Raw genomic sequence first — 25,534 nt, 5'->3', positions numbered from 1 at the left:
GCGGCCGGGCAAGTGCCAACTCCGCTTGCAGCCCCGGCCTGTGCTTTTTATATAGCGCAGCATGTTCAGAACGGGCCGGATCATACGAATTATCCGCCCGGCGGCGTAGGGGTTCCTCGCCGCCGGGATTTCGCATGCCTGATCTACCCCCTGAAGGATTCCCGCCGATGAGCGATACCCCCGACTACCGCGACACCGTTTTCCTGCCCGAAACCGATTTTCCGATGCGCGCCGGCCTGCCGCAGCGCGAACCGGAATGGCTGGACCGTTGGGCGCGGCTGAACATCTATGACACGCTGCGTGCCAAGGGCGAGGGGCGAAAGCCCTTCATCCTGCATGACGGCCCCCCCTATGCGAACGGCAACCTGCATATCGGTCACGCGCTGAACAAGGTGCTGAAGGACTTCATCACCCGCTCCCAGCAGATGATGGGCCGCGACGCGCGCTATGTCCCCGGCTGGGACTGCCACGGCCTGCCCATCGAATGGAAGATCGAGGAACAGTATCGCCAGAAGGGCGTCGACAAGGACACTGTCGACACGGTCGAGTTCCGTCAGGAATGCCGCCGCTTTGCCGATCACTGGGTCGGCGTGCAGCGCGACGAGTTCAAGCGGCTTGGCGTCACCGGCAAATGGGACGATCCCTATCTGACCATGAATTACCACGCCGAGGCGGTCATCGCCGAGGAGTTCATGAAGCTGCTGATGAACGGCTCGCTGTATCAGGGGTCGAAGCCGGTGATGTGGTCGCCGGTCGAAAAGACCGCTTTGGCCGAGGCCGAGGTCGAGTATCACGACCATACCAGCCACACGATCTGGGTGCGGTTTCCGGTTGATGGTTGGGTCGCAATCGATAAATCAACTCCGCCAGCTTATGGTGACGAGCCGATAAAGCTGCCGGACACGGATCTTCATGTAAAGCTTCAAGGAGCATCGGTCGTAATCTGGACGACGACACCGTGGACTATACCGCAAAACCGTGCCGTCGCATTTAGCCCTGACATCTCGTATGGTGCCTATCAGGTTGACACCGTTTCGGAAGGCTCGATGGCGACGGCGGGAGAGGTCCTGATTCTTGCGGACAAACTCGCCGACAATGTCCGGCAGGCTGCGAAAATAGAAAGCCTGACGAGGCAATATGATGTGCCGGCGTCAGTCCTTGAAGACCTGCAACTGGCACATCCGTTCGATGGGCTGGTCGAGGGACAGGACGACGACGGCAACAACTGGAACTTCATAGTTCCGTTGCTCCCCGGCGATCACGTCACCGACGACGCGGGAACGGGCTTTGTGCATACCGCGCCCAGCCACGGTGATGACGACTATCAGCTTGGCCTGAAGCATGGCCTGCCGATGACCTATAACGTTGAACCCGATGGCAGCTATCGCAAGGACCTGCCGATCTTCGGGGGCGAGGCGATCATCCAGCCCGATGGCAAGGACGGCCCGGCTAATGTCAGCGTCATCAAGAACCTCGCATGGGCGGGCAAGCTTCTGGCCAAGGGCAAGGTCAAGCACAGCTATCCGCATAGCTGGCGTTCCAAGGCGCCGCTGATCTATCGCAACACGCCGCAATGGTTCGCCGCCATCGACAAGGATCTGGGCGATGGCATGGACGAATATGGCAAGACCATCCGTAGCCGCGCCCTGACCAGCATCGACCAACTGGTGAAGTGGACGCCGCAGACGGGGCGGAACCGCATCTTCAGCATGGTGGAAAACCGCCCCGACTGGGTGCTGTCGCGGCAGCGCGCCTGGGGTGTGCCGCTGACCACTTTCGTGAAGAAAGGTGCGAAGCCGACCGATGCCGATTTCCTGCTGCGCGATCCGGCCGTCAACAAGCGCATCGTCGAGGCGTTCGAGGCCGAAGGCGCAGACGTCTGGTATCGCGAGGGCTTCAAGCAGCAGATGTTGGACGGGATCGTGAACCCGGACGAATACGATCAGGTCATGGACGTGCTTGATGTGTGGTTCGATTCCGGCTCGACCCATGCCTTCGTGATCCGTGACCGGGCGGACGGCAGCCCCGACGGGATCGCTGATCTTTATCTGGAAGGCACCGACCAGCATCGCGGCTGGTTCCATTCCTCGCTGCTGCAGGCCTCGGCCACCAAGGGCCGTGCGCCCTATCGTGGTGTGCTGACGCATGGCTTCACGCTGGACGAGAAGGGCATGAAAATGTCCAAATCGCTTGGCAATACCATCGTGCCCGCTGAGGTCATCAAGCAATATGGCGCGGATATCCTGCGGCTCTGGGTGGCGCAGGTGGACTATACCGCCGATCAGCGCATCGGGCCGGAGATCCTGAAAGGCACCGCCGACAGCTATCGCCGGCTGCGCAACACGCTGCGCTTCATGCTGGGGAACCTGTCCGGTTTCACCGATGCCGAACGCATCGCGCCCGAGGATATGCCGGAACTGGAGCAATGGGTGCTGCACCGCCTTGCGCAACTGGATCACCGCGTCCGGCAGGGCTACGACGCCTATGACTTCCAGGGCGTGTTCCAGGCGCTGTTCCAGTTCGCGACGGTAGACCTGTCGAGCTTCTATTTCGACATCCGCAAGGATGCTCTGTATTGCGACGGGCCAGACAGCATCCGCCGCCGTTCCGCGCGGACGGTGCTTGATCTGCTGTTCCATCGCCTTGTCACCTGGCTGGCCCCGATCCTGCCCTTCACGATGGAGGATGTCTGGCTGTCGCGATTCCCGTCTGACGACGACAGCGTGCATCTGCACGATTTCCCGGAAACACCCGCGGATTGGCTGAACGAACCGCTGGCGCTGAAATGGGAAGGCGTGCGCCGCGCCCGCCGCGCCGTCACCGCGGCGTTGGAGGTGAAGCGCGCCGACAAGACCATCGGGGCGTCGCTGGAAGCCGCGCCGGTCGTGCATGTCCGCGACGATGCGATGCTGAAGGCGCTGAAATCGGTGAATTTCACCGATATCTGCATCACTTCGGATCTTTCGCTGACCGCCGACCCGATCCCGGCCGAGGCCTTCCGCATGCCCGATATCGAAGGTGTCGGAGTCGTCTTTGAGCCTGCCGAAGGCGCGAAATGCGAACGCTGCTGGAAGATACTGCCCGATGTCGGCACGCATAAGCATCCGGGCACCTGTGCCCGCTGCGACGCGGTCCTGACCAAGGCAGGTGTCTAAGGCCGCCGATCCGGCCTGACCGCTGCCCCCGCCAATCGGGTGCGGCGGTCATCGGCTATCTGGGGGCTGTCGCCTGGCGCGATGATTTGGGTGACCGGCGGTTGGCCCGACAAGCCGCTGGTCCGTTGCGATCAGATTCTGGTGCTGGTCATTGCCTTGTTGGGCGCGGTCGCCGGGTGGTTTGTCATCGACCGGCTGGGGCGACCCGGCTGGAGGGGGCTTCTGCGCGATATCGGCATCGCCGCGCTGGCGCTGGTTCTTACGGTTTCCGTAGGAATGGCAGGCTTCTTCGCACCCGCGGCCATTATTGCGCCGCTTTGGGTGCTGTTGTCGCTGGCCCATCCGCTGACCGGACCCATCGCCTTGATCGGTGCTGTTGTGTTGCTTGGCTATGCCCGGCTGACAATTGCCCGACCGGTCACACCAGCCACCATCCCGCCCGCTTGATGCTCTGCCGCAAGGCGCGTTCGCGCAAGGGCAGGTGCGCGCGGTCGATGGCCGGGCGCAGCTTGTCGCGACCATTGCCCTGATAGATCAGCCGCGCCGCCGGCTCCCATCCTTGCAGCGCCGCTTGAATATCGGGTGCCGAAGCGGCGCGTTCCAGCGTTTCGACGGCGTCATCATCCTCGCGGGCATAAAGCAGCGGCAGATTGCGCCAGTGGCAGGTGATCTCGCCGTCCAGACCCGCCAGCTCCGGCCCCGGCCGACCGCCGCCAAGGCTGTGGATCACCAGCGGCAGCACCACCTGGTCCAGCCAGGGGTACAGTTCTTGCGAGGCGAGTGCATCGCCCGGCTCGCTGCGGATCGCCGTCGCCCAGTCCAGAAAGCGCTGTGCGAACTGCGCCGGGTCGGATCCGAAGAACCAGCCGGCGTTGAAATACAGGTAACGCTCCCAATGCTCGTCCGGCTGGGTCAGGTCCAGCGTGGCGGCGTAATCCAGCCCGAAGCGGTCATAAAGCGATTTCCAGATATCGCCGTAACCCGGCCCGTAAAGCGGCGGCGCAGGCCATGTCCCCTCGCGCCGCATCGAGGCTGCGGGACGGGAGAAATCAAAGGCAACCTGGTCCAGCGGCCCGGTGATCAGCGTGTCACTGTCGAAAAAGACGAAGTTCTCGCCCGGCGGCAGAAGGGACAGCGCCTCGATCTTGTTGCCATGCGGATAGGCGGCACCGAAATGGTGGGCGGTGAAGGGCAGAATCTCGGCGCCGCGCGCGGCCAAAGCGGTGCGGCTGGCTTCTGACAGGCGGGTCCGATGGCCCGACCAGGCGCCGTCTTCCAGCGGCTCGGCGACGATCAGCCGGCCAGCCCAGTCAGGGGCGTTGGCGCGCAGGGATTCGGTGAAAAGCAGGGCCTCGCATTCCAAACGGCCAGCCTGAGCGACAATCAGAATGTTGAAGGGGGCCGTCTGGGTTTTGTTTTTATTGTCTGGATTGGGTCGTTTTCGGCTGATTTTCGCCGATCGGGCCGCGGCATCGACGAAATTTTCCGCATTTTTGTGCGATTTTCGGGGCTCGCCCGCTTGGGCAGGCGGATTCTTGCCCGTCCCGCGCGCTTTTCCTGCTGCCTGCGCAGCTTCCGCCGCCTTGGCCTCGCGTCGTGCACGATTGGCGGCATTCTTGGCGCGTCGTGCGGCCTTTTCGGCGTCGGTCAGGCTGGGCTTTTCGGAATTGTTCATGCGTGCGGCCAGATCAAGATGGTTTTCCCGGGTCTAGCGGTTTTATTCGCCCGGAAAAACCGCCAAGCACCGACAAATCGCGCCAAGCAGCATCGCGGTGTGACACCACTTCGTTGATATCGAGAAATTTTCAGGGAAAGTGGTGGGCGACCCTGGAATCGAACCAGGCATGGGTCTCCCCGGCGGAGTTACAGTCCGCTGCCGCACCTTGCAGCACGTCGCCCGCCGAGCCTTCGGCGTGGGGGGTGGAATAAGGCTGTGCGCGGGGGGCGTCAAGCGGGAATCGGCCAGAAATTCGGATGGGCTTGCACGCAAGGGGCGGGATGGCGCAGAAGGGCTGCAAAAGGGGATGCAAATGGCCGAAAACAAAAGCCGCAAGCCGGATTGGGTGATCGCGAAGGAACGCGCGAAGAAGGCCTCGGCCGCCGAAACGATCTGGCTGTTCGGCCTGCATGCCGTGCGCGACGCGCTTGCGAATCCCGCCCGCGAAAAACTGCGGCTGGTGGTGACGAAAAACGCGCTCGACCGGCTGGGCGACACCGCCGGGATGGAGCCGGAGATCATCGACGCCCGCGTCTTCGACAAGACCGTCGGCCTGCCGCCCGACAGCGTCCACCAGGGCGCTGCGCTGGAGGTGCGGCCGCTGAACTGGGGCAAGCTGGACGAGGTGGCCATCGCGGGCGAGGGGCTGCCACTGATGGTTGCGCTGGACCGGGTGACCGATCCCCATAATGTCGGCGCGATCCTGCGCTCTGCCGAGGTATTCGGCGCCCGCGCGGTGATCGCACCGGCCCGGCATACCGCCCCGGAAACCGGGGCGTTGGCCAAGACCGCGTCCGGCGCGCTGGAACGCCAACCCTATCTGCGCATCACCAATCTTTCGGACGGGCTGGAGGCGTTGAAGGCGGCGGGTTTCGTCACCATCGGGCTTGCCGGTGAAACCGATGCCGAACTGGACGACGTGCTGGATCTGGTGGATGGCCGGCCGATCTGTCTGGTCCTTGGCGCCGAAGGCCCCGGCCTGCGCGAAAAGACCCGCGAGACCTGCGACTATCTGGCGAAGATCCCATTTGCGGGGCAATTCGGGTCGCTGAACGTGTCAAATGCGGCTGCCGCGGCTCTCTATGCTGCAACACGTCGTTTCAAATCGACTTGAGGTCACCCCCCGAATCATGGACAGGTCAACTGCCGGGTGCCATGTCAGTATGAGCCTGACATGATCCGAACCGATGATTGCCAACCGTCTGACCACCACCTTCGTCGCCCTGCTGCTGACGCTTCCACTGCCGGCATTCGCTGAAAGCTGGGCGCTTGGCGGCTTTGACCCGGTCGCCTATGTGACCCAGGAACGTGCGGTGCCGGGGCGCGGTGATATCGTGACCACATGGCGCGGCCGCGAGTATCATTTCGAAACCGAAGCCAACCGCGCCCTGTTCGAAGCGAACCCCCGCGCCTATACGCCCGGCTTCGACGGGCTTTGCGTGGTCGCGCTGAGCGAGGGCCGGTCCGAGCCCGGCGATCCGCGCCAATTCGTGACCATCGGCCAGCGGGTCTATTTCGTCGGCAGCGAGGGGCGTCGGCGCGAGCTGCTGTCGCATCCCCGCGACATGCTGATGCAGGCCAAGGGCATGTTCCTGAAGCTCAGACCCTGAATTTTCCCGTCGCAATTAATCACGAAAGCGCGAAGGCCCTTGGAATTCCCGAATCGGGGTCCATATTGATAGCACGGGCGCGTTGCCACGGAACGGCCGCGCTCAGATCACTGTCCCTCGTTCCGCGACTTGCGCCCGGTCTTCTGGACCGGGCGCTTTTTCTATGAAAAGGTCGCGCCCGAGGAGAATTTCATGACCGAAGCAGAACTGTTCCGCCGCATCAAGGACGCGACAAGCGTGATCGCCATTGTCGGCCTGTCGCCGAAATCCGACCGCCCAAGCTGGGGAGTCGCGCGATACCTGCAGGGCCTTGGCAATCGCATCATTCCGGTCAATCCCGGGCATGCCGGCGAACAGATCCTGGGCGAGACGGTCTATGCGGACCTCACCTCGATCCCGGCCGATGCGAAGGTCGATATGGTCGATATCTTTCGCCGCCCGGAGGCCGTGCCCGCCATCGTCGACGAGGCGCTGACCGTGCTGCCCGACCTCAAGGTGATCTGGATGCAATTGGGCGTGACCCATGACGAGGCCGCCGCGCGGGCAGAGGCTGCCGGCAAGATCGTGGTGCAGGACCGCTGCCCGAAGATCGAATATCCGCGCCTCGGCTGATGCGTCGCGGGGGGCGCCGCCCCCGCTGACTATGCCGGATCAGAACCCCAGCCGGTCGCGCAGGGCGTACCAGCTCATCCCTGCGACCAGCATCGGCCAACGCAGCATCGCCCCGCCGGGAAAGGCAGGGCTGGGCAGGGCGGCCATGGTGTCGAAGCCCTGCGTCTGGCCCGCCACCGCATCCGCCATCTGCTTGCCGGCCAGCGTCGCCAATGCCACGCCATGGCCCGAAAATCCGCTGGCAGACAGCGCATTCGGTGCTGGGCGGATAAAGCAGGGCAGGCGGTTCATGGTGATCGCCAGCGTGCCGCCCCAGGCATGGGTGAAGGGGATATCGGCCAATTGCGGATAGATCTGCGCCAGCGGCTTGCGCACCTTGGCAGCGATATCGGTCGGGAAGCGATAGCTGACATTTTCACCCCCGCCGAAGATCAGCCGGGTTTCCTCGTCCAGCCGCCAGTAATTCACCACGAATTTCGTGTCATGCACGGCGATGTCGCGGGTCAGAACCTCGGCCGCGCGGTCGCCCAGGGGTGCGGTCGCGACAATGAAATTGTTGATCGGCATCACCCGCGCCGCGACCTTGCGCGACAGATCGCCAAGGTAGCCGTTCCCGGCAAGGATCACCTGATCGCAACTGATCTGCCCGCGATCGGTCTGGACCACCGTCTTGCCGGTCGCAGTTTGCGCATGGGTGATATGGCGGACATGCGACATTTCGAAGATCTGCGCGCCCGCCGCCCGCGCCAATCGCGCCATGCCAAGCGCCAGCGCCAGCGGGTTCAGATGCCCCGCGCCGTGGTCCAGTTCGCCGCCGCAATAGGCGGCTGACGGCAGGATGGCGCGGAAGGGTTCGGCGGCGAAGGCTTCGATACGGTCATAGTCGTAGTGGCGGGCGAGGTGTTCGATATGCTGGCGCGCGGCGTCGAGTTCGGCCGGTTTGCGGAAGGCATGGGCCACGCCGTCACGGACCGGAACGCCTGCGCGGGTGGCAAGGTCGCGGGTCAGGCGCTTGGCCTCCTCGGCCATGGACCACAGCCGTTGCGCGCCTTCCTTGCCGGCGATGGTTTCCAGTTCCTCGACATCCAGCCGCTGGCCCGAACCCAGCTGCCCACCATTGCGGCCCGAGGCGCCGAAGCCCACGCGATGCGCTTCCAGCAGCGCGACCTGATAACCTGCCTGTGCCAGATGCAACGCTGCCGACAGCCCGGTATAGCCGCCGCCGACCACGCAGACATCGGCGCGCGTGGCACCCTGCAAGGCCGGGAAGGGCGGCAAGGGCGTCACCTGATCGGCATAGACCGAGGGCGGATAGGCACCGTGGCGGTCGTTTGAAAACAGCAGGTCCATCTTTGCCCTTCCTCGCGGGGTACCGCCGACGGCCCAATTCATGCCAGAGCGGGGCCGCAAGCGCGAGGCGGTTTTGCGTTTTGTCGCCCCGCTTGCATTGGGGCCGTGGATCAGCCCCGCTTTGCCGCCAGTCCCGAGGCCGCGCCGGGGCGGTGTCGCCACAACCACGGCAGGGCAAGGATCAGCAACACCAGCGCCTGGGCGGCCAGAGGCTCTGCCACCGGGAACAGGCCGAACCACAGTTGCAGCCAGTCCCGATCCGGGAACCAGGACACCGGTGTGGCGCTGACAAGGGCGGCCGTCTGCAGGCCCCGGATGCCGGCACCAACCAGCATCACCGCCAGCACCGCCAGCAGGATCGAGGTGACGCGGAAGAACAGCCGCAGCGGCAGTTTCCGCCCCGAGGCAAGCACCAGCCAGCCCGCTGCCAGCGCCGCCGCGCCGCCGGCCAGCAGGCCGATCAGCACCGGACCGGGCGCGGTGCTGGCCAAAAGGGCTTCGTAAAACAGGACGGTTTCGAAGCCCTCGCGGAAGACCACCAGAAAGGCCAGCATTGCCACGGTCCAGGGCGTTGCGACGCCGGCCAGCCGGGCGCGGAAGGCGGCGACATGGCCGCCGCTGGCGGTCAATCCCAGCACCATCCAGACCAGCACGGCGGCGGCAATCAGGGCGGTCCAGCCCTCGATCGCCTCACGTGCCAGGGTCGACAGCGAAAAGATCCAGCGCGCAGCCGCCCACAGGGCAAAGCTGCCGATCAGCGCCAGCACCACGCCGCCCGTGACGGGGCGGCGGAAACGGCCGGGGGGGAGACCCTCGGCGCGCAAGGCGGCCAGCAGGGCGGCGATGATCAGCACCGCCTCCAACCCCTCGCGGAAGACGATACCGGCCGATTGCAGCGCCGCGCCGACGGGCGAGACGGTGGCCTCGATCCGGGCGCGGGCCTCGATCAGGTCGGCCTTGATGCCGGCGATTTCCTCGGCCACGGGCTGCTGGCGTGCGATCAGCGTGCCGAGGCCGGGGCGGCTGGCGCTGCCTTCCCAAAAGCGCGCCTCCAACCGCAGCGCCATCGAGGGCGCGCGCGGCACAAGCTGTTGTTCGATGTCGGGGTCGAACCAGCTGTATGCCTCCAGCCGCTTCAACTCGGCTCCGGGCCAGTCGCCGGCCTGAGCCATTAGCTGCAATTCATCCAGTGCGGCGGGTAGGGCGTCGACAGCGGCGGCATAGCCGCCGGCAGACACCTCTTCGCCGAAACTGGTGTCGATCAGCGCCAATGCCTCGGTCACCAGCGGCTCTACCCCATCCTCGCGCGCGGTCATCCGGGTCTTCATGCTCGCCAGCAGCTCGGCCAGCTGTGCTGCCTGCGCGGGGTCGGCCATCTGCGGCGCCAGATCGCCCAGGATCATCGCGGCCCGGTCACGGAACAGCACCGCCTCGTGATATTCCATCGGCTGGCTGATCTCGCCATTGCGGACGCCGTCCTTGTATTCTTCCCATACCAGCGCGATGAAACGACGCAGCAGACGGGCGCGGCGCAGCGTTTCCTCGGGCGACAGGGTGACGGGCGCATAGCCCGACAGCATCGCCCCGATCTGGTCAAGCGCGGCGGGATCGGTTGCAGCCTGCGCCAGCGCGGCGCGGAAGGCGGCGCTGCCCTCGGTGCCGAGATGGTTGGCGAGGTTGGGGCCGAGATAGGCGGCTAGTCCCTCGATCCGGCCCAGATCGCCGGAATATTGGACCTTGTGACCCGCCGCCGCGTCGTCGCGGGCGCGGGTCAGCGCCAGCCGCAATTCGGATGCGGCCACTGTCAGCAGTTCGGACGCCACCGTCTCATGCGCGGCGGCTGGGTCCAGCGTTGCCTGACCCAGCGCCTGCACCGCCAGCGCCGCGGCGGTATCGCCCGAGGCGCGGGCATAATCGCGGATTGTCAGCCAGTCCGAAGCCGCCTGCGCGTCGCCGGCATCAATCGCCGCCAGTGCGCGATCGCGGGCGGCGGTCATGGTTGCCGTCCACAAAAGCTGACGGTGGCGCGCGGCCTCGATCTGTGCGCCAGCGGCGGCGGCGGCGGCGTAATCCGTCAATGCGGCGTTCACCGCATCGGCATCCAGCGCCGGCACTGCCGCCGCCATACGGTCCAGCCGGGACTGGATATCGGCGGCAAGTTCGGGCGTGTCGGCACGATACAGCAGCCGCTCGATCCGGCCGGTTTCGCTGCGGATGATCTTGGCGGCGGACCACGGGGTTTCGGCGTGCAGGGGCAGGGCGAACAGGAACAGGCCCAGCAGAAGGGAAAGCAGTTTCACGGTGCGATATCCGGCAGGTCGACCGACAATTCGGCCAGCGTGAACGAGGGAAGCGGCAAGTCGCGCCGCAGATGTGTGAAAATCAGGTCGGGTAGCGCGACCTTATAGTATAGCCGTGCTTGCAGATGCAGCGGACCGGATGCCGGCGGCAGGTCATAGCGCAGCACCTGCTCGCCCTTCGGCGGAATGGGGCGGCGCATCCAGACCACCTTGGCGGTGGCGAAGGTCAGGTGATCGGTCAGGCGGTTGCCCTGTTTGTCCAGGAAATGTTCGATCCAGGTGACCGCCTCGGGGTCTTCGACGCCCAGCCTTTCGGCGGCGCCGCCGGAACGGAAGACTTCGGCGCCGCTGGCATCGGTCACGACCACCTCCAGCCACATATGTTTCTGGTCGTTCACCCCGGTCGGCAGGTTGTGCCCCGCGCCGAGGTTCTGGACCGCGATGTCCAGGTATCCGCCCGAGGCGTCGCCACCGCTGTCGCGCAGTTCCAGCCCGGCAGCAGTGCGCATGAAGGCGACGGTCTGGCGGGCCTGTTCGTCCAGCGTGGCCTTGTTGCTGGCACTGTCCATGCCGGGCAGCATCCCGCCGCGCAGCACCAGAAGCGAATCGCCCAGCCCGGTATCGGTCAGAAGGTGGTTTGCGCCGATGAAGCGGTGCGAATATTTCGCCGGTTTCTCGATCTTGCCCTGCCGCAGCGCCATCACCTGCGCCGCCGGATCGGCGGCCATATGGCAATCCTGGCAGGTTATATCATTCTGCGCATACCAGCTGTCCCTCCATTCGACGAAGGTCGACTGCACCACCTGCGGCGTGGTGGCGGGAGTCATGTTATGGTCGTAGATCTCTGTATGGCAGGCCCCGCACAGATCGGAGCTTTTCATCAGCGCATCGGTATCCGGCGCGGCATAGGCCGCCAGATGGGCGCGCGGATCGGCCAGAAGCGCTGCGCCCTGCGGGTTGTCGCGCTCTGCCTCGGCCCGGCCATAGGCGAGGGTTATGGCACCGTTGCCGGCCAGCGGATCGGCGGCGGTGGCGGTGTGGCAGGTGACGCAGGACACCCCCTCGGTCAGGGCCTCGGCGGGGGCGGCGGATACAAAGCGGTTGACGCGGCCGGTCAGCATCTCTGCCGGCGCATGGCAGCCCTCGCAAAAGCGGCCCTGTTCGGGGTTGCGCACGGCATCGGCATTGGCATCAACCGTGGCTTCATAGATCAGGTCGCGATCCGCGATGGCATGCAGCGAGCCGGCCCATTCGTGGAATTCCTGCGCATGGCAATTGGCGCATTCGGCCGAGGACGGGATGCGGGCCGGGTCGCTGAACATGCCGTCATGGCTTTCCATGCGCGAGGGCCAGAAGGGCCGCTCTGCCCCTTGGGCATCGGTGCCGAAGGGCAGGCGATAAAAGGGGATGTCGGACATGGCGACGCCCACCGGGGCCGGGCGCGGTGCCCAGGCGGCGATGGCAAGTGCTGCGGCAATGGCGATTACAGCGCCGATCGACAAGGGGCGGGCGTGATATCGCAGCTGGGATTTCAGTTCCATTTGCGCCCCCAGACCCAGTGCCGCATCGTCAGATGCAGGACCAGACCGCCCGCCGCAAGCCACGAGGACCAGAAATGGATCAGCGACAGGGCCTCGGTGACCGGGCGTTGAGGGAACCAGACAATCCCGCCAAGCCAAAGCAGCGCCGGCACCGCCATCACCAGCCCCGAACCGAGCAGCAGTGTCCAGCAGGCCAGCAGCGCCCAGGACAGGTTCGTGAACGCGCGTCGCCGGCTTTGTCGTAGTGAGGTTGGGACGTGGCGGGTCAGCCAAGGCACCAGAAAGACCAGCAGCCCCAGCCCGATAAGCAGATGCGCCCAAAGGACCAGCCGCTGCTGCCCTGACAGCCACAGGTCCAGCCCGCTGACGAATAATGCCGCGAAGGCGAGGCTTTGGATGCCCGAGCGCAACGTTCCCCCGCGCGGGCGGGGGAAGCTGGGGCTAGCAGGGGCGGGATGGCTTGCGGCTGGTCCCTTCATGGTCGTGTTAGCCCTTGATTTCGACCCCGTTCTTGGCGGCAGCTTGCAGGACCTGTGCAACGATACGTTCGGCAATGTCCTGTGCTTCGCCGCCAAGGGCGTCTGCTTCTTCGGCGGTGAACTTCTCGCCCGCTGCTTCACGGTCGCGGGTTTCGGTCACCAGCGCGATCAGTTCCTTGAAGTCATTGGTGATCGCCGAATCCAGCGCCGTGTCTTCGGTTGCGATGACCGGCGAGATGGCCGAGACATACATCCGTTCGCAGCCGCCCATGATCCCCAAGACGTCGATCAACCGGCTTTGCGCCACGAAGGCCGCGCCTTCGCCGCCCAGGAATTGCGATTCCTTCCATTCGCCAAAGTAATCGCCCACGGTCGGGGTCATGGTCACGACGGCGGTGAAAGCGTCATCGCGGTTCGGTGCCCAGGCGGCCATGTCATTGCGCAGGGCGGTTGCCCATTCGACCATGCCATTGGCCGCACCCAGCGCCAGGTTGGCGTCGAACAGCACCTCGCCCGCGTCAGCCGCGCCATTGCCGTTCAGGTCGGCCTCCAGCTTGACGCTTTCCTTGTCGGTGCCCCAGAAAAGCGGTTCGGTGATGGTGTGGAACAGGCTGCCGGGCTTTTCCAGCACGGTGCCATCGGGCAGGGTCAGGTCGAATTCGGCGACGTCTTCGTCCTCGGTCCCCGGATTGCCGGCATCAAGGATAAGGTCGTATTTCGCCGTCGACGGGATGCCGGCGACGATCCCCTCGATGGTTTCATATTGGTTCGAGGCCGCAAGCCATTGCGCGCGCAGGGTATTCACTGCCTCGGTCAGCTTGGCGGGTTCGGCGGCCCAGGCGGCGGCGTAATCGCCGTTATGCGCAAGGATCAGATCGTTATAGGCGGCGGCCGCGGCCTGCATCTTCGTGGCCTCGGCGATCAGCGCGTCGTTATGTTCCAGCGTAAAGGCCTTTACCCGCTCCAGCCCCTCGGCTTCGGTATTGGCAAGCGCGGCGGTGGCCAGCAGGGTCGATGTGGTCAGGGCGATGATAAGACGCTGTATCCTCTTGAAAATGGGCGGGCCGGTGGCCGACTGGTTTCAAGGCGAGATATAGATCATACCCAAGCGTTTCAGTCAATTTATTGAGGGGCGTCAAAATGACGCTGCCGCGCGATATTTATCCGATAAACCCGCAATCGCAGGAAGATGGTTCGCAGTCGGCCGAGGAACGCGGAAAAGGCGCCGTCACGCGGCGCCCTTTCTGTCTTGCAACACACTGCGGGGGTCAGACCAGCCGCGCGCCTTCCTTGGCGGCTTCGACAAAGCCGTCGAACAAGGGGGCGGGTTCGAAGGGTTTGGATTTCAGTTCCGGATGGGCCTGTACGCCGATGAACCAGCGGTGATTCGGGTACTCGATCGCCTCGGGCAGCTTGCCATCCGGCGACATGCCCGAGAAGGAAAGCCCGGCTTCTTCCAGCTGCGGGATATAGCGGCTGTCGACTTCATAGCGGTGGCGGTGGCGGTCTTCGATCTCGGTCGCGCCGTCATAAATCTCCGAGATCTTCGAATCGGGCTTCAGCACCGCCGTATAGGCCCCCAGCCGCATGGTGCCGCCCTTGTCGTCGGTCAGGCTGCGCTGGACCTTGTAATTGCCCTGCACCCATTCCTTCAGGTGATAGACGACGGGGGTGAAACGTTCCTTGCCGGCTTCGTGGTCGAATTCCTCGGACCCGGCATCCTCGATGCCCGCCAGATTGCGCGCGGCTTCGATCACGGCCATCTGCATGCCAAGGCAGATGCCCAGATAGGGGACGTTTTTCTCGCGCGCGTATTTGGCGGCGGTAATCATGCCCTCGGTGCCGCGTTCGCCGAAACCGCCGGGCACGATGATGCCGTGATAGCCGTCCAGCAGGTGGCTGCCATCCTTGGCCTCGATATCCTCGGCGGCGATCCAGTCGGCCTTGACGCGGACGCGGTTGGCCATGCCGCCATGGGTCAGAGCCTCGGCGATGGATTTATAGGCGTCGCCCAGCTGGGTGTATTTGCCGACAATGGCAATCTTCACCGTGCCGTCGGTATGGGTCAGCCGGTCCATCACGTCTTCCCAACGCGACAGGTCGGGGCGCGGGGCCGGGCTGATATGGAAGGCGTTCAGCACCGCCTGATCCAGTCCCGCGCGATGATAGGCCAGCGGGGCCTCATAGATCGATTTGAGGTCATAGGCCGGAATCACGGCGTCTGGGCGGACATTACAGAACAGCGCGATCTTGGCGCGTTCCTTTTCCGGGATCGGGTGTTCGCTGCGGCAGACCAGCACATCCGGCGCGAGGCCGATGGATTGCAGTTCCTTGACGCTGTGCTGGGTCGGCTTTGTCTTCAGCTCGCCCGAGGCTGACAGATAGGGCAGCAGCGTCAGATGCATCAGGATGCATTCGCCGCGCGGGCGTTCGTGGGTGAACTGGCGGATCGCCTCGAAGAAGGGCAGGCCTTCGATATCGCCGACGGTGCCGCCGATCTCGCACAGCATGAAATCCACCTCATCCTCGCCCACGGCAAGGAAATCTTTGATCTCATTGGTGACATGGGGAATCACCTGGATGGTCTTGCCCAGGTATTCGCCGCGACGCTCTTTCTCCAACACGTTGGAATAGATCCGGCCCGAGGAAATCGAATCGGTCTGGCGGGCATGGACGCCGGTGAAGCGTTCGTAATGGCCAAGGTCGAGATCGGTTTCCGCGCCATCGTCGGTCACGAAAACCTCGCCATGCTCAAAGGGCGACATGGTGCCCGGATCGACGTTCAGATAGGGGTCCAGCTTGCGCAGCCGCACGGTATAGCCGCGCGCCTGTAGCAGTGCCCCCAGTGCCGCCGAGGCAAGCCCCTTGCCAAGCGAAGACACCACGCCGCCGGTGATGAAGATGTAACGCGCCATGGGGGCCCCCGTGAATTCGAATCAATGTCTTATACGGCCGCCAAAGCGACGTTCACGGGAGGAAAAATATAACCGATTTGTCCCGTGGCCGCAACGCGGGCCGCAAGTGGATGTGGGCGCGATGGTCCGCGCCCCAAGGTCTTGGGTTCAGTTCGCCGCGGGCGGCGTTGCCGGCGTGGTGGCGGCACCTTCGGTGGCAGGTGCAGCCTCTGCCGGCGGGGTCGCCGGTTCGCTGGTGGCGGGTGCTGCGGCCTCTGGCGCCGGGGTCGTCGCGGGCGCATCAGGCGCAGGCGGTGCGATCGGCTGACCCACGCCGGGCGGCGGGGTATAGGTCGGCAGCGCCGGGGCGCCGTTCGTGCTGGGTTCCGGCGCGTTCACGCCCAGTTGGTCCAGCACCGATGCACCAGTCGCATTGCGCGAGGCGATGATGGTCAGCGTCAGCGAGGTGACCAGGAAACCCGCAGCCAGAAGCCAGGTCAGCTTGGACAGCGCATTGGCCGCCTGACGGCCAGTCATGACACCGCCGCCACCGCCGCCGCCCATGCCAAGACCGCCGCCCTCAGAGCGTTGCAGAAGCACGACGCCGATCAGCAGCAGCGCAAGGATCAGATGGACGGTCAGGACAACGTTTTCCAAGACACGGGCCTTTTTCGAATGCGGACGGGCCTATCTAGTCAGGACGCGACCACTTGGCAAGGCGAAGCGGCGCACCGGGCTATCATCTTGTCGGGAAGGCTGTAGATTGTCGGAAACAGGCGGGTGAGGGTGACGATGGTGACGAAGTGGCTGGTTCTGATGGCGCTGCCGTTGACGCTTGCCGGTTGCGTGCAAACCTCGACCGGCGGTGGCCAGGTGCGGATCAGCCATGAACGGATGGGGGCGCCGGCGGGCAAGGCGCTTTACGCCACCTCCTGCGACGCCCGCGATCTGTCGGGATGTGAGCGCGCAGCGGCCCAGGTCTGCCCCGAGGGGTCCAGGGTCAAGGAAAACCGGGTCAAGCCGGCGCCGGTCAACAGCCGCCGCGCCCCCACCCGCAGCATCGTCTTCGCCTGCCGCTAGGCTGGGTTATCAATGAAAACGCCCGGTGCAGATTGCACCGGGCGTTGAAATTCGTTCAAGTGACCCGGCCGTCAGCCCAGACCCTTCTGGCCCATGTCCAGGAACTTCTGGCGGCGATCCTTGACCAGCTCGGCAGGTTTCTTGTCCGACATTTCTTTCAGCATGGCGGTGATGTCCTTGCCGACGGCGGCCATCGCCGCCTTGGGGTCGCGCTGTGCGCCGCCCAGCGGTTCGGCGACGATGCGGTCGATAACGCCCAGCTTCTTCAGGTCCTGCGCGGTCAGGCGCAGCGCCTCGGCGGCTTCGCGCATCTTCTCGGCATCCTTCCACAGGATCGAGGCGCAGCCCTCGGGCGAGATCACCGAATAGATCGAATGTTCCAGCATGATGATGCGGTTTGCGGTGACAAAGGCCACGGCCCCGCCCGATCCGCCCTCGCCGATGATGACGGAAACCAGCGGCACGCCGATCTGCAGGCATTTCTCGGTCGAACGCGCGATGGCTTCTGACTGGCCACGCTCCTCGGCGCCCTTGCCGGGATAGGCGCCGGGGGTGTCGACCAGCGTAATGACCGGCAGGCCAAAGCGGTCGGCCATGTCCATCAGCCGGATTGCCTTGCGATAGCCTTCGGGCCGGGCCATGCCGAAATTATGGGTGATGCGCGACTTGGTGTCATTGCCCTTTTCGTGGCCGATCACCACGCAAGGCGCGTCGTTGAAACGTGCGAGGCCGCCCATCACCGCATGGTCGTCGCCGAATGCGCGGTCGCCGGCCAGCGGCGTGTATTCGGTGAACAGCGCGTCGATATAGTCGCGGCAATGCGGGCGTTCCGGATGGCGGGCGACCTGAGTTTTGCGCCAGGGGTCGAGGCTGCCATACAGTTCCTTCAGCAGCGCGCCGGCCTTCTTGTCCAGGGCGGCTGCCTCTTTCTCGACATCCACGCCTTCGCCCTTTTGGCCCATGGCGCGCAATTCTTCGGCTTTTCCTTCGATATCCGCTAGCGGCTTTTCGAAATCGAGATAGGTCATCAGGTTCCCCCGTCGTGTCGGCCCTTTATATGCGGCGGGTCGCGGGCGATTGCAACGCGTGTGGCACTGCAGCGCAGCAAAGCCCGACAATAGCACCCGGATAGAAGCAGATGAGCGAGGGCGATAACTTAACGAGTGTGTAACTTGTCGCAGGCCGCGCCTGCGCTTATCTGTCGGCCATGAGAGTGCCATTCCTGAACCGCGCGCCCCGCGTCAATGTCGTCCGCCTTCAAGGCGCCATCGGAATTTCATCCCGTGCGGGGGCAGGGGGGCTGAACGATGCGGCCCTCGCCCCGGTACTGGAACGCGCCTTCGTGAAGGGCAAACCGCAGGCGGTGGCGCTGGCGATCAATTCGCCGGGTGGTTCGCCGGTGCAATCTTCGCTGATTGCCTCGCGGATCCGGCGGCTGGCTGACAAGCACGAGATACCCGTTCATGCCTTTGTCGAGGATGTGGCCGCATCCGGTGGTTACTGGCTGGCCAGTGCGGCGGACAAGATCTGGGCGGATGAATGCTCGGTCCTGGGCTCGATCGGGGTGATCTCAGCCGGGTTCGGGCTGCCCGATTTCATCGCCCGCCACGGGATAGAGCGTCGCGTCCATACCGCCGGCCGGTCGAAGTCGCAGCTGGACATGTTCCGGCCCGAAAACCCCGAGGACGTCGCCCGCCTGCAGATCCTGCTGGACGAGATGCACCAGATCTTTATCGACCAGGTGAAAACCCGGCGCGGTGCGCGTCTGACGGGCGATGAAGAGACATTCACCGGCGCGTTCTGGCTGGCCGGTCGGGCGCAGGAATTGGGGCTGATCGACGGGATTGCCCATCTGGCCCCGAAAATGCGGGCGCTTTACGGCGACAAGGTGCGCTTCCAGACCTTCGGCACGCGGACGCCTTTCCTGCGCCGCTTTGGCCTGTCCGCGGCCGGCCTGACCGGGGACGCGCTGGCCGCCGTTGAGGAACGTGCCGCCTTTCAGCGGTTTGGCGCATGATCAAGGGCGTTCTGCTGATCCTGCTGGCGCTGATCGCGCTGGGGCTGATTTCCGGGCCGGGATTCCGGCGTTTCATGGCCAAACTTCTTGGGTGGTCCCGTCGTGATCGTTGATGTCCTGCTTGTTCTGGCCGGGCTGGCCCTGCTTGTCGTCGGTGGCGACAATCTGGTGCGCGGTGCGGTCGCATTGGCACTGAAGCTGGGGATCGCGCCTGTGATCGTCGGGCTGACGGTGCTGGCATTCGGCACCTCGGCGCCAGAGCTGATCGTGTCGGTCGCCGCCGCGCTGGGGGGGCAGCCCGGCATCGCGCTTGGCAATGTGGTCGGGTCGAACCTTGCCAATGTGCTGCTTATCCTTGGTGCGACCGCTTTGATCGCGCCGGTGCTCAGCAACGATGATGAACTCAAAAGCAGCTGGGTCTATGCAATGCTGGCCTCGGTGCTGCTGATCGGGCTGTGCTTTGCCGGGCCGCTTGTCTGGTGGCACGGCGCCATCCTGCTGACGGGGCTGGCGCTGACGCTGTATCTGCAAATCAGCCGCGCCCGCGGCGGTCGGGGCCATGCGCCCGAGACCCCCGAGCTGGAGATCGCCACGGATCGCGGTGCCAAGATCGCGCTGTGGCTGGGGTTGGGGCTGGTGCTGCTGCCGATTGGCGCGCGCCTGCTGGTCGACGGAGCGACCGACATCGCCCGCGGCTTTGGCATCAGCGAGGCGGTGATCGGCCTGACACTGGTGGCGATTGGCACCTCGTTGCCAGAGCTGGCGGCCTCTGTCGCCTCGGCTTTGCGGGGGCGTGCGGATATGGCGTTGGGCAATGTGATCGGCTCGAACCTGTTCAACATCCTCGCCATCATGGGCGTCACCGCATTTTTCGGCCCGCTCGACGTGCCCGACCAGATGCTGCGTTTCGACCTGTGGTTCATGCTGGCGACGACGGCGTTGCTGGGCCCCTTCCTGTTTCGCCACATCGCGGTCGGACGGCTGGCGGGCGGGGTGCTGATCGCGATCTATGCTGCCTATACGGTCTGGCTGCTGGCATGAGCTGACCGCCATGCGTCACCCCGGAGGATATGGCCGGCGCAGCGGCCGGCCCCCTGACAGCACCGACCATGAACCGGCGGCTGCCCTGCGGCAACGCCCATTAGAACCTGAATATGCGTCAATCGCGATGCCGCCGATAAGCCGGTCTCTGGACGCCCTGTCGGGGGCGGCGCGACAGTTTGTCCACCTTTGGCCCAGCAGTAACAAAACGGTTAGGATTCCGTCTTGTTTTTCAGGTGATTGTTCGAGTGAGATAAAATAATGCGTAAAAACAATGGTTTATGAATATGCCTAAAAAATAGGCAAATATGAAAAATCCTATAAAACGTTAAGGAAAGCATCGAAGGCCACAGCTCGCCCACAGAGTTATCCACAAAAACCGTGGACAGGATTCTTCTTGCCAATGCACCCGTGAACTTGCAGCCACCCCCCAGAATCACCCATCTGTTAAGCCATGACTGATTCCGCCCCCAAATTGATTGGCCAGTCGCTGATCTCTGACTACCTCAAGACGCTGGACGGCAGTCCCGGTGTCTATCGGATGCTGGGCGAAAAGGGTGATGTGCTGTATGTGGGCAAGGCACGGAATCTGAAGGCACGGGTCTCGAACTATGCGCGCGGGCAGGGGCATACGGCGCGGATCGCCCGGATGATCCGCGAAACCCATTCGATGATGTTCCTGACCACGCGCACGGAAACCGAGGCGCTTCTGCTGGAGCAGAACCTCATCAAGCAGCTGAAGCCGCGCTATAACGTGCTGCTGCGCGACGACAAGTCGTTCCCCAATATCCTCGTCGCCAAAAGCCACGCCTTCCCGCAGATCAAGAAGCATCGTGGCGCGAAATCCGAGAAGGGCGATTACTATGGCCCCTTCGCGGGCGCGGGTGCGGTCAACCGCACGCTGAACCAGTTGCAGCGGGTGTTTCTGCTGCGCAACTGCACCGATGCGGTCTTTGAAAGCCGGACCCGGCCCTGTCTTCTGTACCAGATCAAGCGGTGCAGCGCGCCCTGCGTCGGCAAGATTTCGGAACCCGAATACGGCGGGCTGGTCAATGATGCAGAGCTGTTCCTGAAAGGCCGCTCGACCCAGATTCAGGCCGATCTGGCGGTCGAGATGGCGGCGGCCTCTGAGGCGATGGAATACGAACGTGCCGCCGCGCTGCGCGACCGCATCAAGGCGCTGACGGCGGTGCAGTCGGTGCAGGCCATCAACCCGCGCGGCATCCCCGAGGCGGATATCGTCGCGCTGCACATGGATGGCGGGCAGGCCTGCGTGCAGGTCTTTTTCATTCGCGGCAATCAAAGCTGGGGGAACCGCGATTTCTATCCCCGCCTCGGCGGCGTCGAATCCGCGGACGAGGTGATGCAGGCCTTCCTGATGCAGTTCTACGACAACAAGGTGCCGCCGCGTATGGTGCTGCTGTCGCACGGGGTCGAGGATATGGACCTGATGCGCGAGGCGCTGTCGGAAAAGGCCGGGCGCAAGGTTGTGCTGGGCGTGCCTCAGCGCGGCGAGAAGGCCGAGCTGGTGGAAAACGCGCTGCGCAACGCCCGCGAAAGCCTGGCCCGGCGGATGTCGGAAAGCGCCACCCAGCTGCGGCTGCTGGAAGGGCTGGCCGACGCTTTCGAGCTGCCCGGTCCGCCGCGCCGGATCGAGGTCTATGACAACAGTCACATCATGGGCACCAATGCCGTGGGTGGCATGGTCGTGGCCGGTCCTGAAGGCTGGATCAAAAGCCAGTACCGCAAGTTCAACATCAAGGGGACGGAAATCACCCCCGGCGATGATTTCGGCATGATGAAAGAGGTGCTGACCCGCCGCTTTACCCGGTTGCTGAAGGAAGACCCCGACCGCGAATCGGAATCCTGGCCCGATCTGCTGCTGATCGACGGCGGCGCCGGTCAGGTCAGCGCCGTGCACGAGATCATGGCCGAGCTGGGCGTCGAGGATATTCCCATGATCGGCGTCGCAAAGGGGCAGGACCGCGATCATGGCAAGGAAGAATTCCACCGTTTCGGTCAGCGCCCCTTCGCGCTGCGCATGAATGATCCGGTGCTGTATTTCATCCAGCGCCTGCGCGACGAGGCGCATCGCTGGGCCATCGGCACCCATCGGGCCAAGCGCGCGAAGGCGGTTTCTGCGACGCCGCTGGACGAGGTGGCGGGCGTGGGCGCGGCGCGTAAAAAGGCGCTGCTGGCGCATTTCGGCTCTGCCAAGGCGGTCAGCAGGGCGGCGGTGGCGGATCTGATGGCCGTCGACGGCATCAATGAAGGGCTGGCCCAGAAGATCTACGACCATTTTCGGGGCTGAGCGCTTGCCCCTTGGGCCGCGGCTCTGGTGGCGGGCTCAGGTGCCGGCCAGAAGCTGCCGCATTCCGGCCCAGATCAGCCGCAGCGACAGCAGCACAAGGATCAGATCCAATGCCCGCCGGAACAGGCGGTCATCCAGCCGGTTCAGCAGGCGCTTGCCCGCCAGCGTGCCCAGAAAGCCCGCGGCGATCATGGCGATCACGAAGCCCCACCATTCTGAAAAGGCAAAGCCCAGCAGCCCGAATGCGATGGTCTTGATGCCGTGCTGCACCGTCATCAGCGCGGCATGGGTGGCGACATGGTCGTGACGCGGCAGTTTCTGCGACTTGGTGAAGACGGCGACGAACAGGCCGGTGGCGCCGAAGAACATGGTCAGAAAGCTGGAAATCACCCCAACCGTCAGCGGCCAGTCGCGCACGCCCTTGGGCGGCCGGCCCAGCACCGACCAGATCACGAACCCGCCGATACCGATCTGGACCCATGCCGGCGGCAGGCTGATTGCCAGTGATCCGCCGATCCCCGCGCCGATTACTGAACCCAGCGTAAAGGCGGGCAGGGCTGGCCAGAAGATATGCCGGAATGTCACCGCTGCCCGGCCAAGATTCGACCCGATCTGAATCACCCCATGCGTCGGGATCAGCGCCGCCGGCGGGACCAGCGTCGCCATTACTGCCAAAGTCAGCGCACCGCCGCCGATGCCGAAGGCGACGGTGATGAATGATGCCGCGAAGCTGGCCAGCAGCAACACCGTGAAAACCGTCTGGCTCATGCCCTCTGGCAGCAGGGTCAGCGTATCTGGAAGCATTTTCTTTGTCCCCCGGAACGGCCTGCTTTGAACGGTTCCACGGCCTAACCCTTCCTGCCCGATTTGCCACGCAATCCCATGGCGGCGGCAAAGATCGGCGCGCCAAGGATCACCAGCGTCAGACGGGCAAGGTGGTGGATGACTACAAAGCCCAGATCCGCCCCGGCCACGATCGCCAGCACGGTCATTTCGGCCTGCCCGCCGGGGGCGAAGGCCAGAAACCCCTCGATCGGCGAGGCGAGGCCGAGTTGCACCACCGCCTCGGTCACCAGAAAGGCCAGCGCCGCCAGAATGACCACGAAGATCATGCCCGACAGCACGATCCGCCGCAGCTCCAGCAGGGTGACGCCGACATAGCCGACGCCGATGCCCATGCCGATGAGGAACTGTGCCGCCAATATCGCCTCGCGCGGGGGGCGGTGCTCGATGATGCCGGTCAGCGACAGGGCGGCGGTCAGGATCAGCGGGCCAAGGATGGGGGCACCGAACAGGCCAACCCGCTCGGCCAGCTTCCAGCCGAGGATGGCGGCGGCGGCCATCAGCAACATTTCCCTAAGCGGCAGTTCCGACGCAGGTGCGCCGATGGGTTGGACCAGCGGCCGGTCGAAGACATAGACCAGCACCGCCGGCACGATGGTGACGATGACCAGCACTCGCGTCGCATGGATCAGCGACAGGGCGCGGACATTGCCGCCGGCCTCTGCCCCGAAGACGACCATGTCCTGAAGGCCGCCCGGCATCGCCGCGAAATAGGAAGTCGCCAGATCGAAACCGCAGATGCGGTGGAAATAGGGCACGCCGACCAGCCCGATGGCGGCGATATAGAGCGGCACGAAGGCGACCGAACCGGCCATTTGCGGCAGCGCATGGATGACCTCGGGCGTGATGGTCGCGCCCACCGCCACCCCCAGAATCGTCCGTGCGGCCGAGGAAATCGGCGCCACCCCTTGCAGCGGCGCCCCCGCCAGTGCCGCCAGCAGGCAGGCGAACATCGGCCCGAACAGAAAGGGCAGGGGCAGCCCCGCCAGCGCGAAGACCAGCGTACCAAGCGCCGCCAGCGCCAGCGTGCCAAGCCGGCGTGGGGTCAGCAACTTAAAGGGGACGAATGAAACTTGACGCATTTGTATCCAACAGTATACGAATGGACACATCTTGCAATCGAAAAACCGGATGCCATGGAAACTGCACCAGCCCCCGGCACGCTTCAGGGCGAAACCACCTATGAGCGGCTTTGTGATGAGATCCGGTCGGGCAAGCTGCCCCCCGGCAGCCGCCTGCGCGAAACCGAAATCGCCGAGCGTCTGGACGTCAGCCGCACCCCCGTGCGCGAGGCAATCCGCCGGCTGGAGGCCGAGGGCCTGGTCGACCACCTGCCGCGCAGCGGGGCGGTGGTGCGCACGCTCGACTATCCCGAGCTGATGGAGCTTTACGAGATGCGCACCGTGCTGGAAGGCACGGCGGCGCGACTGGCGGCGCGGGCGGCCTCGCCGGTCGAGCTGGAGGAGCTGGTCGCGATCAACGACGAAATGCGCGCCGCCACCCTGCCCGAGGCGGCGATCCAGTTGAACCGGCAGTTTCACCGGCTGCTGCTGGATGCCGCCCGCAACCGCTTTCTGCTGCGGGCAGTGGCGACGGTGGAAAACACGCTGCTGATCCTTGGCACCTCCAGCATGGCGATGCCCGACCGTGCGCGCGAGGCCGTGGACGAACACCGCGAGGTGCTGGAGGCGCTGCAGTCGCGCGACGGTGCCGCCGCCGAGGCGGCAATGCGCCGCCATATGGAGCGCGCCCAATTCGCCCGTCTGCGGATCCTGCGCCGCGCCCGCGCAGAAGATGGCGAATGACGGCGTTAACGGCCCGTTAAAAGCCGGCGACAGATAGGGTGTGGTGATCCTCGCGTCGGGGGCGGTCGCTGCGGGTCAATCTGACGCGGCGTCCCGCTTCTGGCCCGGATGGGTTGACACCGGCGCTGTCTGCGGCAACTTGCGGCATACATACCCGCCCGACCAGCCCGCCGCCCGATTGTGCAGAGTTCCCGATGACCGCCGGTGATGATCTAGAAAAGACCCGGCCGCCACGCCGGACCCTGCGCACCGAAAGCCCGGTCGAGCTGTTCGCCCAGCTGGAACGCTTGCCCGAACTGGTCAAGCCGCGCCCGCGCGCCGATGAAAACGGCCTGCAATTCCTGTACCGGCTGCGCGGCTCGACCACGCCCGAGGAGGCGGTGACCTATGTCGCCTTCGCGGCGCTGCCGATTTCGGCCGTGGGCTGGGGCTATGAATGCCTGCGGATGATGGCCGAACATCTGGATTCCAGCGAACGCCCGATGATGCACCTCATCTCGGACTGGCTGAACGACCCGACAACCTCGCGCCGCCATGTCATCATGCGTCAGGCGCTGTGGGCGCCGGTGCGCAACCCCTCGGTGCTGCTGGGGCTGGCGGTGGGTTGGGCCTCGGGCGGGCCTGCGCCCAACGATCCCGACCCCTCGCCGCCGCACAAGTCGCCGGTGGCGATCAACAGTGCGGTTCTGTCCTGCCTGGCGCGGACCCAGCTGCGCCAGCGGCCCGTTTTTCTTGCCCGTTTTCTTGATATGGCCGAGGCCCTGTTCCGGGCCTATTAA

23 protein-coding genes and 1 tRNA gene are annotated in these 25,534 nt (G+C 64.7%); 12 read left to right on the top strand and 12 right to left on the bottom strand.

The window, feature by feature from the left end; genetic code table 11:
* The first annotated feature begins 167 nt into the window (after window positions 1-167).
* Both ileS and G7044_RS12225 read left to right on the top strand, forming a co-directional pair.
* A complete protein-coding gene (gene ileS, locus G7044_RS12230; RefSeq protein ID WP_166329243.1) occupies window positions 168-3,155 on the top strand; it encodes an isoleucine--tRNA ligase in 2,988 nt (995 codons plus the stop codon).
* Window positions 3,156-3,236: 81 nt separating this feature from the next.
* Window positions 3,237-3,602, top strand: coding sequence for a hypothetical protein (locus tag G7044_RS12225; protein WP_166329241.1), 366 nt, complete (start codon window positions 3,237-3,239; stop codon window positions 3,600-3,602).
* Here G7044_RS12225 and G7044_RS12220 read toward each other — a convergent pair.
* Complete coding sequence (locus tag G7044_RS12220; RefSeq protein WP_328803851.1) at window positions 3,574-4,374, bottom strand: hypothetical protein; 801 nt, start codon at window positions 4,372-4,374, stop codon at window positions 3,574-3,576. The genes G7044_RS12225 and G7044_RS12220 overlap by 29 nt on opposite strands.
* Window positions 4,375-4,407: 33 nt before the next feature.
* Between G7044_RS12220 and G7044_RS18010 the strand changes: the two genes are divergently transcribed.
* Window positions 4,408-4,947 (top strand): hypothetical protein, encoded by a 540-nt coding sequence (locus tag G7044_RS18010; protein WP_235931302.1) that lies wholly within the window; start codon window positions 4,408-4,410, stop codon window positions 4,945-4,947.
* 23 nt (window positions 4,948-4,970) lie between these two features.
* Here the strand turns inward: G7044_RS18010 and G7044_RS12215 are convergent.
* Window positions 4,971-5,054, bottom strand: a tRNA-Tyr gene (locus G7044_RS12215).
* 131 nt (window positions 5,055-5,185) lie between these two features.
* Between G7044_RS12215 and rlmB the strand changes: the two genes are divergently transcribed.
* From rlmB to G7044_RS12200, 3 genes are all read left to right on the top strand, one after another.
* Window positions 5,186-5,986, top strand: coding sequence for a 23S rRNA (guanosine(2251)-2'-O)-methyltransferase RlmB (rlmB, locus tag G7044_RS12210; RefSeq protein WP_166329239.1), 801 nt, complete (start codon window positions 5,186-5,188; stop codon window positions 5,984-5,986).
* A gap of 73 nt (window positions 5,987-6,059) precedes the next feature.
* On the top strand, window positions 6,060-6,482 hold the full coding sequence (locus tag G7044_RS12205; RefSeq protein WP_166329237.1) for a YHS domain-containing (seleno)protein: 423 nt from the start codon (window positions 6,060-6,062) through the stop codon (window positions 6,480-6,482).
* A gap of 192 nt (window positions 6,483-6,674) precedes the next feature.
* On the top strand, window positions 6,675-7,094 hold the full coding sequence (locus G7044_RS12200; protein WP_166329235.1) for a CoA-binding protein: 420 nt from the start codon (window positions 6,675-6,677) through the stop codon (window positions 7,092-7,094).
* 39 nt (window positions 7,095-7,133) lie between these two features.
* Here G7044_RS12200 and G7044_RS12195 read toward each other — a convergent pair whose 3' ends face one another.
* The 7 genes from G7044_RS12195 to secG form a co-directional block, all read right to left on the bottom strand.
* Window positions 7,134-8,444 (bottom strand): NAD(P)/FAD-dependent oxidoreductase, encoded by a 1,311-nt coding sequence (locus G7044_RS12195; RefSeq protein WP_166329233.1) that lies wholly within the window; start codon window positions 8,442-8,444, stop codon window positions 7,134-7,136.
* A 110-nt stretch (window positions 8,445-8,554) separates the two neighbouring features.
* On the bottom strand, window positions 8,555-10,744 hold the full coding sequence (locus G7044_RS12190; protein ID WP_166329231.1) for an FTR1 family iron permease: 2,190 nt from the start codon (window positions 10,742-10,744) through the stop codon (window positions 8,555-8,557).
* On the bottom strand, window positions 10,741-12,285 hold the full coding sequence (locus G7044_RS12185; RefSeq protein WP_166329229.1) for a cytochrome c family protein: 1,545 nt from the start codon (window positions 12,283-12,285) through the stop codon (window positions 10,741-10,743). Before G7044_RS12185 ends, G7044_RS12190 begins: the two co-directional genes overlap by 4 nt.
* Complete coding sequence (locus tag G7044_RS12180) at window positions 12,276-12,695, bottom strand: hypothetical protein (RefSeq protein ID WP_166329227.1); 420 nt, start codon at window positions 12,693-12,695, stop codon at window positions 12,276-12,278. The genes G7044_RS12185 and G7044_RS12180 overlap by 10 nt, the downstream gene beginning before the upstream one ends.
* A gap of 76 nt (window positions 12,696-12,771) precedes the next feature.
* Entirely contained in the window at window positions 12,772-13,668 is an 897-nt protein-coding gene (locus tag G7044_RS12175; RefSeq protein WP_166329225.1) for an imelysin family protein, read from the bottom strand.
* Window positions 13,669-14,032: 364 nt separating this feature from the next.
* Complete coding sequence (locus tag G7044_RS12170; RefSeq protein ID WP_166329223.1) at window positions 14,033-15,679, bottom strand: CTP synthase; 1,647 nt, start codon at window positions 15,677-15,679, stop codon at window positions 14,033-14,035.
* Window positions 15,680-15,826: 147 nt separating this feature from the next.
* Window positions 15,827-16,315 carry a preprotein translocase subunit SecG gene (secG, locus tag G7044_RS12165; RefSeq protein ID WP_166329221.1) on the bottom strand — a complete coding sequence of 163 codons (489 nt, stop codon included), beginning with the start codon at window positions 16,313-16,315 and terminating at the stop codon, window positions 15,827-15,829.
* 129 nt (window positions 16,316-16,444) lie between these two features.
* On the opposite strand from secG, the gene G7044_RS12160 reads away from it, so the two are divergent.
* Window positions 16,445-16,738, top strand: a complete 294-nt coding sequence (locus G7044_RS12160) for a hypothetical protein (protein WP_166329219.1) — start codon at window positions 16,445-16,447, stop codon at window positions 16,736-16,738.
* 71 nt (window positions 16,739-16,809) lie between these two features.
* Here the strand turns inward: G7044_RS12160 and G7044_RS12155 are convergent, their stop codons facing one another.
* Window positions 16,810-17,769 (bottom strand): acetyl-CoA carboxylase carboxyltransferase subunit alpha, encoded by a 960-nt coding sequence (locus tag G7044_RS12155; RefSeq protein ID WP_166329440.1) that lies wholly within the window; start codon window positions 17,767-17,769, stop codon window positions 16,810-16,812.
* A gap of 176 nt (window positions 17,770-17,945) precedes the next feature.
* Here G7044_RS12155 and G7044_RS12150 point away from each other — a divergent pair, with 176 nt between their 5' ends.
* The 3 genes from G7044_RS12150 (at window position 17,946) to uvrC (ending at window position 22,107) form a co-directional block, all read left to right on the top strand.
* Entirely contained in the window at window positions 17,946-18,755 is an 810-nt protein-coding gene (locus tag G7044_RS12150) for a S49 family peptidase (protein WP_166329217.1), read from the top strand.
* A 102-nt stretch (window positions 18,756-18,857) separates the two neighbouring features.
* Complete coding sequence (locus G7044_RS12145; protein ID WP_166329215.1) at window positions 18,858-19,796, top strand: calcium/sodium antiporter; 939 nt, start codon at window positions 18,858-18,860, stop codon at window positions 19,794-19,796.
* A 454-nt stretch (window positions 19,797-20,250) separates the two neighbouring features.
* Window positions 20,251-22,107 carry an excinuclease ABC subunit UvrC gene (gene uvrC / locus G7044_RS12140; protein WP_166329213.1) on the top strand — a complete coding sequence of 619 codons (1,857 nt, stop codon included), beginning with the start codon at window positions 20,251-20,253 and terminating at the stop codon, window positions 22,105-22,107.
* A gap of 36 nt (window positions 22,108-22,143) precedes the next feature.
* Here the strand turns inward: uvrC and G7044_RS12135 are convergent, their stop codons facing one another.
* Window positions 22,144-22,911: a sulfite exporter TauE/SafE family protein gene (locus G7044_RS12135; RefSeq protein WP_166329211.1), complete on the bottom strand. Its 768-nt coding sequence runs from the start codon at window positions 22,909-22,911 to the stop codon at window positions 22,144-22,146.
* Window positions 22,912-22,955: 44 nt separating this feature from the next.
* A complete protein-coding gene (locus G7044_RS12130; protein ID WP_166329209.1) occupies window positions 22,956-24,032 on the bottom strand; it encodes an AbrB family transcriptional regulator in 1,077 nt (358 codons plus the stop codon).
* A gap of 54 nt (window positions 24,033-24,086) precedes the next feature.
* Here G7044_RS12130 and G7044_RS12125 point away from each other — a divergent pair, with 54 nt between their 5' ends.
* Window positions 24,087-24,755, top strand: a complete 669-nt coding sequence (locus tag G7044_RS12125; RefSeq protein ID WP_166329207.1) for a GntR family transcriptional regulator — start codon at window positions 24,087-24,089, stop codon at window positions 24,753-24,755.
* Window positions 24,756-24,949: 194 nt separating this feature from the next.
* Window positions 24,950-25,534, top strand: coding sequence for a DUF6931 family protein (locus tag G7044_RS12120; RefSeq protein ID WP_235931281.1), 585 nt, complete (start codon window positions 24,950-24,952; stop codon window positions 25,532-25,534).

The sequence above is a fragment of the Paracoccus xiamenensis genome (assembly GCF_011308835.1).
Taxonomy (GTDB): Bacteria; Pseudomonadota; Alphaproteobacteria; order Rhodobacterales; family Rhodobacteraceae; genus Paracoccus; species Paracoccus xiamenensis.
The sequence above is the reverse complement of the archived record's forward strand: the minus strand, read 5'-3'. Positions and strand labels throughout refer to the sequence as shown.